We start from the raw sequence: 10236 nt of genomic DNA on the forward strand, positions 1-10236 counted from the left end.
TGACGTATATGCTGTTTCAGGAGCACGACCCGATGACGACGATCAAACTGCACAACACAAGGACACGGACGAAAGAGGATTTCGCGCCGATCGATCCCGATAATGTGCGGATGTATGTCTGTGGTCCGACGGTCTATGATCGGGCGCATCTGGGGAACGCACGGCCTGTGGTTGTGTTCGACGTGCTCTATCGTTTGTTGCGGCATGTATACGGTGCTGATCACGTGACCTATGTGCGCAATTTCACCGACGTGGATGACAAGATCAACGCCACCGCATTGTCGCGCAAGAAGGCTGGGGCTGACGGGTCTTTGGAACAGTTGGTGCAGGAACGTTCGGACGAAACCATCGGCTGGTATCTTCATGATATGGGTAAGCTTGGCACGCTGAAGCCATCCATCCTCGATGGCAGCCATGAAAAAGCAATGCCACGCGCCACAGAGTATATCGCGCAGATGATTGCGATGATCGAAGACCTGATGGCCAAGGGGCACGCTTATGCTGCCGAGGGTCACGTGTTGTTCGCGGTGGACAGCTGGAAGGAACACTATGGTGCGCTGTCGGGGCGGTCGGTTGATGACATGATCGCCGGGGCGCGGGTCGAGGTCGCGCCTTACAAGAAGAACCCGATGGATTTTGTGCTGTGGAAGCCGTCGACCGATGAGTTGCCCGGCTGGGACAGCCCATGGGGCCGGGGGCGTCCGGGGTGGCATATCGAATGCTCGGCCATGAGCTATGAATTGCTGGGCGAGAGCTTTGATATTCACGGTGGCGGCAACGATCTGATGTTCCCGCACCACGAGAACGAGATTGCTCAGAGCAAATGTGCCCACCCGCATGGCGAATTCGCGCGTGTCTGGATGCATAATGAGATGCTACAGGTCGAGGGCAAGAAGATGTCCAAATCGCTGGGCAACTTCTTCACTGTGCACGACCTGCTGGAACAGGGCGTGCCGGGTGAGGTGATCCGATTTGTGTTCCTGCAGACCCATTATCGCAAGCCGATGGACTGGACCGAGAAAAAAGCGCGCGAAGCCGAGGCAACATTGCGCAAGTGGCGGGCGCTGACAGCGGGCATCGAGCCCGCCGCCACCGCAGCACCTGCGGTTATCGATGCGCTTTCGGACGATTTGAACACGGCAGGTGCCATCGCGGAACTGCATCGCCTGGCGGCGGACGGAGACGCCGCTGGTTTGTTGGCGAGTGGGCAGTTGCTAGGGCTGCTGACAAGTGATTTGAGTGTATGGATTAATGACCGCGATAAACTTCAAGTTGGAGATTTCTCGGAAGAAATCGAACTCTGGGAGGCTTTGCTAACCAACATAAAAAGTGAAGCGAAAGGTCTAATCAAAGCTGGGGAAAAAGAGGTCGCGGGAAACATTTTTGATCTGAGAACTGATCTGAGAGACAAAGTCTTGAGCGAAATAGGTTTCAAAGTGAAGGACACAAAAGACGGTTACGATTGGGAACTTCTTAACGTATTAACAGTCGTTTCAACTAGGACCCCCGACGGTGTCGTGACAGAAGAAGCATTCCAGCGGAGCAAGGACGATCTACTAGGCCAGACGATTAGGCAGTTGAAAGATGCGCGCGCGCTTGGAGAACGGAGTTTCAATGACCTGCTCGCGAAGACGTAAGTATTAACTCAAAGTTCTAGTTCACAGTTTGTGAACGGGTGCCTTCGAGCCTAGCCAAAGAGCCAAACAAATGACCAAAGAACGCCTCTACCTCTATGACACCACGCTGCGTGATGGGCAGCAGACTCAGGGTGTGCAGTTTTCGACTACCGAGAAGGTGCAGATTGCGCAGGCGTTGGATTCGCTGGGGATTGATTACATCGAAGGGGGTTGGCCCGGAGCGAACCCGACCGACAGTGCGTTTTTTGAGAGCGCGCCTGAGACGTCGGCCTGTATTACAGCGTTTGGAATGACCAAACGCCCGGGCAGGTCGGCTGAGAATGATGACGTTCTGGCTGCTGTTATGAACGCGGGAACACCAGCCGTTTGTCTCGTGGGGAAATCGCACGATTACCACGTGACCCACGCGCTTGGTATCACGCTGGAGGAAAACACCGAGAACGTTCGCGCCTCGGTCGCGCATATCGTGGCGCAGGGGCGGGAGGCTCTGTTTGATGCCGAGCATTTTTTTGATGGCTACAAGGACTACCCGGAATATGCGGTTGAAGTCTGCCGCGCTGCGCTCGATGCAGGGGCACGGTGGGTGGTTCTGTGTGACACCAATGGCGGAGCATTGCCGGCAGAGGTCGGGCGGATCGTATCCGAGGTGATTGCGGCCGGTCTGCCGGGGGATCGGCTGGGCATTCATACGCATAACGACACCGAGAACGCAGTGGCGTGCTCGCTGGCTGCAGTCGATGCGGGGGCGCGGCAGATTCAAGGTACGTTGAATGGGTTGGGAGAGCGCTGTGGCAATGCCAACCTGACCGCTTTGATCCCAACGCTGATGCTGAAAGAACCCTATGCCTCGTGCTATGAGATCGGAGTGATGCCCGAGGCGCTGGCCGGGCTGACGCGCATCAGCCGGATGCTGGATGATATCCTGAACCGAGTGCCCAGCAAGCAGAGCGCCTATGTGGGCGCGTCGGCTTTTGCGCATAAGGCCGGGCTGCATGCCAGCGCGATCCTCAAGGACCCGACAACCTATGAGCATATCGATCCGGCAAGTGTTGGAAATGCGCGCATCATTCCGATGTCGAACCAGGCTGGGCAATCGAACCTGCGTAAACGTCTGACCGATGCGGGATTGGCCGTAGAAGCGGGCGATCCGGCGTTGGGACGTATCCTTGAGCGGATAAAACTGCGCGAGGCCGAGGGGTATTCCTACGACACCGCGCAGGCTAGTTTTGAGCTGCTGGCGCGGGATGAGTTGGGGCAATTGCCCGAATTCTTTGAGGTCAAGCGCTATAAGGTGACCGTTGAACGCCGGAAAAACAAATACAACAAGATGGTCAGCCTGTCCGAAGCGGTTGTTGTTGTGAAAGTGGATGGCGAGAAGAAGCTGTCAGTAAGTGAGTCGCTGGATGAAAGCGGTAGCGATCGCGGTCCGGTGAACGCGCTTGCCAAAGCTCTGGCTAAGGATTTGGGGCAGTATTCGCAGATACTGTCGGATATGCGGCTGGTCGACTTCAAGGTGCGCATCACTCAGGGCGGGACCGAGGCGGTCACGCGCGTGATCATTGACAGCGAAGACGGGCAAGGGCGGCGCTGGTCTACGGTTGGGGTGAGTGCGAACATAATTGATGCCTCGTTCGAAGCGCTGCTGGATGCGATTCAGTGGAAACTGGTGAGCGATTGCGCCCCGCAGTCAGCGGCCGCCGAATAAGGTGGAGTTCGACGACGACATCAAGGCTTGTGCTGCGCTGGTTCATCGGGCCGATCCCGATCGCTTTATGGCTGCCATGGCCGCGCCAGTTGAGGCACGGGCAGTTTTGTTCCCGATTTATGCGCTGAACGTCGAGGTGGCCCGTGCCCCGTGGGTGACGCAAGAGAGCATGATCGCCGAGATGCGGCTGCAATGGTGGCGCGATGCCTTGCAAGAGATTGCCGAAGGTCCATCTGTTCGTCGGCACGAGGTTGTCACACCTGTGTCGCGCGTGATTTCTCCGCATCTGGCAGCGCTGCTGGATGAATATGTGGCCGTAAGGCGTTGGGATATCTATCGTGATCCGTTCGAGGATGAGGCGCATTTTGACGCCTATATTGCCCATAGCGCTGGAACATTAATGGTGGTGTCGGCGCAGGCTTTGGGTTCGGCGGATGAAACTGTTCTGCGTGATTTCGGATATGCAGCGGGGATCGCGAATTGGCTGCGCGCAATTCCCGAGCTTGAGGCACGTGGGCGCATTCCTTTGCTGGACGGAACCCATGACGGGGTTCGGGCGCTGGCGCAGAAGGCTTTGGACCGATTGGCGCAAGCGCGGTCCACCCGCAACGAGATCTCGGCACAAGCACGGCCTGCGCTCTATGCGGGGTGGCAGACAGAATGGGTGTTGCGGACTGCATTGGCCAGACCGGACCGGGTGGCCGCAGGTGCGTTGGCTCAGGGTGAAATCCGACGTCGGTTTACCCTGATGAAAACGGCAGCGACCGGGCGCTGGTAACGTCAGACGGTTTGTGGGTCCGAAGGCCTCAGAACCAGCCACAGCAGCGCGCCACCTGCAAGGGTCAGCAGCGGGATCATGGCGAGGTTTACGGCCGTCCAACCCTCGACCGCTGAACCGCCCGAGCAGTTCATCAATCCGCCAGAGGCAAGCGAAGCAAAGGTCACGCCGCCAAACACCAGCAAGTCATTCAGGCCCTGCATTCGCCCGCGTTCGTGCACTTCATGCGAGTCTGCCAACATGCTGGTGGCGCCAATGAAGCCAAAGTTCCATCCGATGCCAAGCAGGATCAGGGCGACGAAAAAGTTACCTAGATCAACACCTTGCAGGGCGAAAATGCCTGCGCCGCCAAGGATTGCCAAACCGAGAGCTACGATCTTTTCGACCCCAAACCGCGCGATCAGGTGGCCGGTGAAGAAGCTGGGAATGTACATCGCCAGTACGTGGCTGGTGACGATATCCGCGGCATCACCTTCGGTATATCCGCACCCGACGACGGCCAAAGGCGTAGAGGTCATGACAAGGTTCATCAGCGCGTAGGAAACCATTGCGCAGATGATCGCTACTGCGATGCGTGGAGTTTTCAGCAACTCCAGCCGTGTGCGACCTTTGGGTTCATCTTCGGTCGGTTTCGGCGGAGTAGGGATGTCGAGAAAGAAGAACAGGGCTGAGCCGATTACGTTGATCGCGATCACCGCCAGATAAGTGCCCAAAAACGGGACCACATACGCCTGCGAGGTCAGCTTGACGATCTGAGGGCCGATGATCGCCGCCGCAAGCCCTCCGGCCATGACGTATGAGATCGCCTTGGGCCGAAATGCATCAGAGGCGGTGTCTGCTGCTGCAAAGCGATAAAAGCCATGTGCGCTCATGTATATGCCGGTCAGGAAGCTGCCGATCAGGAAGATCGGGAACGAGCCGAGATAAAGGCCGTAAGCCCCGATAACGCCCCCTGCGGCACCTGCGGTTGATCCCACAAGAAACCCGGCACGGCGTCCCCAGCGTTGCATGATGGCTGAAATCGGCGTGGCCGCCAGCATTGAACCCAGAACGATCAGTGAAATCGGCAGCGTCGCAAGGCAAGCGTTGCTGGCCAGCGATTGGCCTGCCAGCCCGCCGACGATGAACATCATCGGCATCTGTGCACCCAGGATTGCCTGTGCTGCCACCAAAACGGCGACGTTGCGTTTGGCCTGACTATCGTCAGGGGTGGCAGCGATCATTGTCATGGGCGAATGGTTATCTACGATTGAGACTTGGCACAAGCGGGTTGCATATGCGGCACATCCGCCTAACGTGCGGACAAGGATCACTTATCGGAGAGCGCATGTCCGTCGGACGCATCATCGAAACACCGGACTGCGTTACCGAAGGGGCCGAGTGGTTGGCTGAGGCTTGCCCCCGGATGGCTTATGCGATGGAGCAAACCGGACCCCTGCCACTCAGGCGCAAGCCCGACGGGTTCGCCCAATTGCTCAGCGCGATTGTCAGTCAGCAGGTCAGCGTGGCCTCGGCAAACGCAATCTGGAAGAGGCTGCAGGACGCAAAACTGACCGGTCCGCGCAAGATTATGTGGGCCACTGATGATGATCTGCGCGCTGTGGGTCTCAGCCGTCAGAAAATTCGCTATGCCCGCGCCTTGGCCGAAGCGCGGATCGATTACAAAGCGTTGCGTGATACGCCAGATGACGAAGTGGTCGCAATTCTGACCGAGGTACCGGGAATCGGTGTCTGGACCGCCGAGATTTATGCGATGTTTTCGCTGGGTCGCGCCGATGTGATTGCACCGGGCGATCTGGCCTTACAGGAAGCTGCACGCATCCTCTATGAATTGTCAGAACGACCAAAAGACAAAGAGTTACGCCAGATGGCTGAAGCCTGGTCGCCATGGCGATCGGTTGCGGCGCGGGTGCTGTGGGCCTATTACCGGGTCGCAAAAGACAGAGAAGGGATCAGATGACACGGGTTTTGAACGCGCTCAGGAAAGAGCCGGTTTCAGGCGACACACGCTCGGTCGTGGTGTTTGTGCATGGTTATGGTGCAAACGGAGCCGATCTTTTGGGGCTGGCTGATCCGTTAGGCGAGCATCTGCCGGATACGTTGTTTGTAGCTCCGGACGCGCCTGAACAGATCATCGGTATGCCCAACGGTTTCCAGTGGTTCCCGATCCCGTGGATTGATGGCTCATCCGAGGAGGAAGCCCGACGGGGTATGGAAATGGCAGTTGAGGATTTCAACGCGTTCCTTGATGCGCTGATGGTGGATGAGGATGTCCTGCCAGAGCAGGTAGTGCTGTTCGGTTTCAGCCAGGGCACGATGATGAGCTTACATGTAGCCCCGCGCCGCGAGGACCCAGTGGCGGGGATCGTAGCGTTCTCGGGACGTTTGCTGGAACCTGATTTGCTGCCAGACGAAACCGTAAGTCGCATGCCGATCCTGCTGGTGCATGGCGATGCTGATGACGTTGTACCGCCGCAATCGTTGCCAGAAGCAGCTGAGGCACTTCAGGCGGCCGGGTTCAAAGAGGTTTATGCCCATATAATGAAGGGCACCGGCCACGGGATTGCTCCGGATGGCTTGAGTGTTGCGCTGGCCTTCATGCGGGATAAGCTGAGCCTCTGACTTGCGGGGCGATCTAAGGAGAGCATGATGCTGATCGTGACAGGAGTGGTCGAAGTTTCAGATGCAGCGGTCGAGATAGCCATTGCTGCCGCGCAGGAAATGGTTGCGGAAACTCTGAAAGAACCCGGATGCCTAATCTATGAATTCAGTCAAATCCTGGGTCAGGCGACCCGCTTTCGGGTCTATGAGGAATGGCAGGATCAGGCCGCGCTTGAGGCCCATTTCGCGACCCCTCATATGGCTGCTTTTCAGGCGGCACTTGGTGAGGTCGGCGTTGTCTCTAGCGAAATCTACCGTGTGATCGGGGGCGAGAAGCAGCCGCTTCGCTGATCGATCACTCCCACAGCCTTCCTTCCGAGAATTCGACCGAATTGCCTGCAGGGTCTCGTACATAGAGCGACCGGGCTCCGTTGGGCCAGTCGAACTCGGCATCGACAGGGATGTTCCAGTCCAACAGATGCTTGCGCATCACGGTGATTTCATCGCGGCTCAGGACAAGGCAAACATGGCTGGGACCGCGCGCCCCATGCGGTGGGACTGGCAGATCGGGGTTTCCTGGCGGTTTCTCGGTTTCGCTGGCATTGAACAGCAACAGGACGGACCCGCCGATCCGATAGAACACATGGCGATCGGTGACGCGCTGGATTTTCTCTAGCCCCAATATCTGACCATAGAAATCCTCGGCCGCATCTAGATCGTCGACATACAGCGCGGCTTCCAGGATGGCAGACGGGGCAGGGATATCCGGTGTTACCTTCATGCCCTAAGCCTATCACATCACGCAGTTTTTGTCACCGGCGCGGGCGGCGGTCCCGCTTGCGCGACGGTGCAGCGTCAACAGCTGGCATCGGCAGGCTTTCCCACTGACCGGGGTCAAGGCCGTCCAAAGTCCAATCTCCAACACGGGCTCGGATCAGGCGCAGAGTTGGGTGCCCGACTGCGGCTGTCATCCGGCGAACCTGACGGTTGCGGCCCTCTTTAATCGTCAGTTCAACCCAACTGTCGGGCACCGTTTGGCGAACCCGGATCGGTGGGGTGCGTGGCCACAGCCATTCGGGTTCGTCAATCAGCCGCGCCTTGGCGAGGCGCGTCAAGCCATCCTTAAGTTCAACACCTTCCCGCAACGCCTTTAGTGCCGCTGTGTCGGGAATGCCTTCGACCTGAACCCAGTATGTCTTAGGCATCTTGTGCTTGGGGTCTGATATCTGCGCCTGCAATCGCCCATTGTCAGTCAGCAGCATCAAACCCTCGCTATCCCGGTCCAAGCGTCCCGCAGGATAGACACCGGGCAGGTCGATGAATTCCGACAGCGTGCTGCGGGGCGAGTCAGAATTTGCGCGGTCGGTGAACTGCGGCAACACATCGTATGGTTTGTTGAAACGGATGAACCAGGACATGCCCCGCCATAGCTTGCAGACCACATCTGCGCAACCTGTGGATAAGTGTCACTTATCTGTTACGCATTCGGCCTAACCAATACCCGAGATGTTGTGTGAACTCGGCACTTGTCAGAGATTTAACACGATATATAGTTAACTTAAGGCCGGGGCGGGTGTTCCCCGCTCTGATGTCACAAACGGGCAGTACAGAGCGAGGAGCGATTCTGTTATGGACGGAGACTTCAGGACCGAATTTGTCAGGGAAACCGGTGCGCTCAAGCATCATCCGGCATTGGTTTTGAACGCCGATTACAGACCTCTTTCCTACTACCCGTTGTCTTTATGGCCGTGGCAGGAGGCGATCAAAGCTGCCTGGCTGGACAGGGTGGATATTGTTGCGGAATATGACGAGGTTGTCCGCAGTCCCAGTACCGAGATCCGAATACCCTCGGTCGTTGTCCTGAAAGACTATGTAAAACCCAGAAAGCGCGTGGCCTTCACGCGCTTTAATTTATTTTTGCGGGACGAATTCAAATGCCAGTACTGCGGCAGCCGTGAAAACCTGACCTTTGATCATGTTGTACCGCGCGCTGCGGGCGGGGTCACAAGTTGGCAGAATGTCGTTGCAGCGTGCAGCCCGTGCAATCTGCGCAAGGGCTCAAAATCCCTGCGACAGGCCAGAATGTCACTGAATAAACCGCCGCGTCAGCCGGATGCTGAAGCTTTGCGCAATATCGGTCGGAAGTTCCCCCCGAACCATCTGCACGAAAGCTGGATCGACTTCCTCTACTGGGATGCCGAACTGGATCAGCTATAAACCCTAGCGCGCGCGCCAGGCTGCGATCCAGATCAGGACCAGACCCGTCGAAATCAATCCATTCCAGCCCGCCATGGAAATCCCGAACATCTCCCACGGGATGTCATCGCAACGCACAAGCGGGGCGGACATGATCTGATCCATTAACTCTTCTGCACTCAGGCCGCCGATATCACCAGATGTGCAGGTCGATGGGCCTTCCCACCAGCCTTGCTCAACCCCAGCATGGTAAAACCCTATTCCCGCCGTTGTGGCCGCCGCCAGAGCGCCTAGTAGGGGCAGGGGGCGGACGCCCGGGAAGGCAAAGGCTAGAGCACCAAGAATCACTGCGACACCATGGGGATACCGCTGCCAGATGCACATTTTGCACGGCGCTAGCCCACCGATGTACTGAAAGCCCCAAGCCCCAAGTAGCAACGCGGCCGAGCCGGATGCGGCAACCAGAACCAGAAGTCTTTTGCGCGTCATAAGTATTTCACCACAAGAAAGCCGCCAAACAGTAGGATTATGAATAGGGTAAACATCAAACCCAACCGTTTTTCGATGAAGTCACGGATTGGTTCCCCAAATTTCCACAGCAGCCCTGCCACAAGAAAGAAGCGCAAGGCGCGCGCCAGGATCGAGGTGGCTATGAACGTCCCAATCGGCATCCCGGTCCAGCCCGACATGATGGTGATGACCTTATATGGGAAAGGCGTCACACCAGCCGCCAGCACGGCCCAGAAGCCGAAATCATTGAAGCGGGTATTGAACTCTTCCATTGCGTGGGCTTTGCCCATGGCTTCCAGAACAGGCTGCCCAAGGCTTTCGTAAAAGAATGCCCCAATTGCATAACCCAATATCCCACCCAGCACCGAGGCAACCAAGGCGACCGTCGCGATCAGCCAGGCCCGCGACGGACGTGCAAGGATCATGGGAATCATCAAAACATCGGGTGGGATCGGAAAAAACGAACTTTCGACAAAAGCCACAACAGCCAGCGCCCAGAGCGCATGAGGATGTTCGGCCAGACGAATGGTCCAGTCATAAAGGGATCGCAACATGAAGAATAAGTATCCTGGTAACCGCTGCGGCAAGCCAAACCATGCACCCGACTGACCGTCAACCTCCTTCGATGAAACATTCAGGGCAGTGGTTGTTTTTTGCCTCTGGACCTTCTCTCGGTAGAGCGCTAATCCAGTGTTCGTGGCCCAAGTGGCGGAATGGTAGACGCAGGGGATTCAAAATCCCCCGCCTTCACGGGCGTGAGAGTTCGAGTCTCTCCTTGGGCACCACAGCAATTCTGAATATATTGCTGA

12 protein-coding genes and 1 tRNA gene are annotated in these 10236 nt (G+C 57.2%); 8 read left to right on the forward strand and 5 right to left on the reverse strand.

Translation table 11 applies throughout. The features are described from left to right. The first annotated feature begins 32 nt into the window (after positions 1 to 32). The 3 genes from cysS to ACR0A1_RS04585 all read left to right on the forward strand — a co-directional run bounded on the left by cysS (position 33) and on the right by ACR0A1_RS04585 (position 4120). A complete protein-coding gene (gene cysS / locus ACR0A1_RS04575; RefSeq protein ID WP_480866415.1) occupies positions 33 to 1637 on the forward strand; it encodes a cysteine--tRNA ligase in 1605 nt (534 codons plus the stop codon). Positions 1638 to 1707: 70 nt separating this feature from the next. Further along, positions 1708 to 3342, forward strand: a complete 1635-nt coding sequence (gene cimA / locus ACR0A1_RS04580; RefSeq protein ID WP_170562600.1) for a citramalate synthase — start codon at positions 1708 to 1710, stop codon at positions 3340 to 3342. Position 3343: 1 nt separating this feature from the next. Beyond that, complete coding sequence (locus ACR0A1_RS04585) at positions 3344 to 4120, forward strand: squalene/phytoene synthase family protein (RefSeq protein WP_480866417.1); 777 nt, start codon at positions 3344 to 3346, stop codon at positions 4118 to 4120. Positions 4121 to 4122: 2 nt separating this feature from the next. Here ACR0A1_RS04585 and ACR0A1_RS04590 read toward each other — a convergent pair whose 3' ends face one another. Further along, positions 4123 to 5349: an MFS transporter gene (locus ACR0A1_RS04590; RefSeq protein WP_480866419.1), complete on the reverse strand. Its 1227-nt coding sequence runs from the start codon at positions 5347 to 5349 to the stop codon at positions 4123 to 4125. A 98-nt stretch (positions 5350 to 5447) separates the two neighbouring features. On the opposite strand from ACR0A1_RS04590, the gene ACR0A1_RS04595 reads away from it, so the two are divergent. The 3 genes from ACR0A1_RS04595 to ACR0A1_RS04605 are packed head-to-tail and all read left to right on the forward strand — an operon-like array spanning position 5448 to position 7072. Continuing rightward, positions 5448 to 6080, forward strand: coding sequence for a DNA-3-methyladenine glycosylase family protein (locus ACR0A1_RS04595; protein WP_480866421.1), 633 nt, complete (start codon positions 5448 to 5450; stop codon positions 6078 to 6080). Beyond that, positions 6077 to 6742: an alpha/beta fold hydrolase gene (locus ACR0A1_RS04600; RefSeq protein ID WP_170392997.1), complete on the forward strand. Its 666-nt coding sequence runs from the start codon at positions 6077 to 6079 to the stop codon at positions 6740 to 6742. The genes ACR0A1_RS04595 and ACR0A1_RS04600 overlap by 4 nt, the downstream gene beginning before the upstream one ends. 27 nt (positions 6743 to 6769) lie before the next feature. Continuing rightward, on the forward strand, positions 6770 to 7072 hold the full coding sequence (locus ACR0A1_RS04605; RefSeq protein ID WP_170625868.1) for a putative quinol monooxygenase: 303 nt from the start codon (positions 6770 to 6772) through the stop codon (positions 7070 to 7072). Between the two features lie 4 nt (positions 7073 to 7076). Here ACR0A1_RS04605 and ACR0A1_RS04610 read toward each other — a convergent pair whose 3' ends face one another. Both ACR0A1_RS04610 and ACR0A1_RS04615 read right to left on the reverse strand, forming a co-directional pair. Next, positions 7077 to 7502: a VOC family protein gene (locus tag ACR0A1_RS04610; protein ID WP_170392999.1), complete on the reverse strand. Its 426-nt coding sequence runs from the start codon at positions 7500 to 7502 to the stop codon at positions 7077 to 7079. Between the two features lie 31 nt (positions 7503 to 7533). Continuing rightward, positions 7534 to 8139 (reverse strand): rRNA large subunit pseudouridine synthase E, encoded by a 606-nt coding sequence (locus ACR0A1_RS04615; RefSeq protein WP_480561456.1) that lies wholly within the window; start codon positions 8137 to 8139, stop codon positions 7534 to 7536. Between the two features lie 211 nt (positions 8140 to 8350). Here ACR0A1_RS04615 and ACR0A1_RS04620 point away from each other — a divergent pair, with 211 nt between their 5' ends. Then, a complete protein-coding gene (locus ACR0A1_RS04620) occupies positions 8351 to 8938 on the forward strand; it encodes an HNH endonuclease (RefSeq protein ID WP_170405905.1) in 588 nt (195 codons plus the stop codon). A 3-nt stretch (positions 8939 to 8941) separates the two neighbouring features. Here the strand turns inward: ACR0A1_RS04620 and ACR0A1_RS04625 are convergent, their stop codons facing one another. Together ACR0A1_RS04625 and ACR0A1_RS04630 are read right to left on the reverse strand one after the other, a co-directional pair. Continuing rightward, positions 8942 to 9406, reverse strand: a complete 465-nt coding sequence (locus ACR0A1_RS04625; RefSeq protein WP_170421771.1) for a disulfide bond formation protein B — start codon at positions 9404 to 9406, stop codon at positions 8942 to 8944. After that, entirely contained in the window at positions 9403 to 9981 is a 579-nt protein-coding gene (locus tag ACR0A1_RS04630; RefSeq protein ID WP_170393003.1) for a YqaA family protein, read from the reverse strand. Before ACR0A1_RS04630 ends, ACR0A1_RS04625 begins: the two co-directional genes overlap by 4 nt. A 145-nt stretch (positions 9982 to 10126) precedes the next feature. On the opposite strand from ACR0A1_RS04630, the gene ACR0A1_RS04635 reads away from it, so the two are divergent. After that, positions 10127 to 10212, forward strand: a tRNA-Leu gene (locus ACR0A1_RS04635). Positions 10213 to 10236: the final 24 nt, after the last annotated feature.

Source organism: Ruegeria sp. D6 (assembly GCF_056534365.1).

What these genes read in the sequence shown, in the direction of transcription:
- cysS (WP_480866415.1), top strand. Translation starts at nt 33, where the DNA reads ATGACGACGATCAAACTGCACAACACAAGGACACGGACGAAAGAGGAT.
- cimA (WP_170562600.1), top strand. Translation starts at nt 1,708, where the DNA reads ATGACCAAAGAACGCCTCTACCTCTATGACACCACGCTGCGTGATGGG.
- ACR0A1_RS04590 (WP_480866419.1), bottom strand. Translation starts at nt 5,349, where the DNA reads ATGACAATGATCGCTGCCACCCCTGACGATAGTCAGGCCAAACGCAAC.
- ACR0A1_RS04595 (WP_480866421.1), top strand. Translation starts at nt 5,448, where the DNA reads ATGTCCGTCGGACGCATCATCGAAACACCGGACTGCGTTACCGAAGGG.
- ACR0A1_RS04600 (WP_170392997.1), top strand. Translation starts at nt 6,077, where the DNA reads ATGACACGGGTTTTGAACGCGCTCAGGAAAGAGCCGGTTTCAGGCGAC.
- ACR0A1_RS04605 (WP_170625868.1), top strand. Translation starts at nt 6,770, where the DNA reads ATGCTGATCGTGACAGGAGTGGTCGAAGTTTCAGATGCAGCGGTCGAG.
- ACR0A1_RS04610 (WP_170392999.1), bottom strand. Translation starts at nt 7,502, where the DNA reads ATGAAGGTAACACCGGATATCCCTGCCCCGTCTGCCATCCTGGAAGCC.
- ACR0A1_RS04615 (WP_480561456.1), bottom strand. Translation starts at nt 8,139, where the DNA reads ATGTCCTGGTTCATCCGTTTCAACAAACCATACGATGTGTTGCCGCAG.
- ACR0A1_RS04620 (WP_170405905.1), top strand. Translation starts at nt 8,351, where the DNA reads ATGGACGGAGACTTCAGGACCGAATTTGTCAGGGAAACCGGTGCGCTC.
- ACR0A1_RS04625 (WP_170421771.1), bottom strand. Translation starts at nt 9,406, where the DNA reads ATGACGCGCAAAAGACTTCTGGTTCTGGTTGCCGCATCCGGCTCGGCC.
- ACR0A1_RS04630 (WP_170393003.1), bottom strand. Translation starts at nt 9,981, where the DNA reads ATGTTGCGATCCCTTTATGACTGGACCATTCGTCTGGCCGAACATCCT.